The organism is Pseudomonas sp. 2995-3 (assembly GCF_002742565.1).
Lineage (GTDB): Bacteria > Pseudomonadota > Gammaproteobacteria > Pseudomonadales > Pseudomonadaceae > Aquipseudomonas > Aquipseudomonas edaphica.
Window position 1 is genome coordinate 1 of sequence record NZ_LJSB01000250.1, and the last position, 407, is coordinate 407.

At 30.2% G+C, this 407-nt stretch carries 1 pseudogene; it reads right to left on the bottom strand.

The annotated features are described in order from the left end of the window. Nucleotides 1-407: pseudogene (locus AOA62_RS31855) on the bottom strand (hypothetical protein); the annotation flags it as partial.

The window sequence follows — 407 nt, forward strand, 5'->3', positions numbered from 1 at the left end:
ATAAGGATCTCCGGTAACTTTCATTTTAAATTCCAATTTGTTATTGTTTTCTGTGATATGAACATTCTTAATTACATTACGATAAGAGCGATCTAAACCATAACATAATTTTAAAATTGCCCCCATTAATTCAAATTTGCTTATTTCCATTGGAGAAAACCAGTCCTCAAATGGTAATAAATATTGTTTCAATTGGGAACGTGATTTAAAGGATGCTAAAAGTGCAATGATGAGACGCTCTTTATGCGTTACACCATCTATGGTTCTATTTGTAAGCAAGTAAAAAGTATGTTGGCTTTTGGATTCACTGTGAATAGCTTCACCAATATAAAAAATTCGTGAAGCTAATTTTAACAATTTCAAGTCATCTTTTGATAATGGATTACTTAGTAAAGGATTTATTTCTC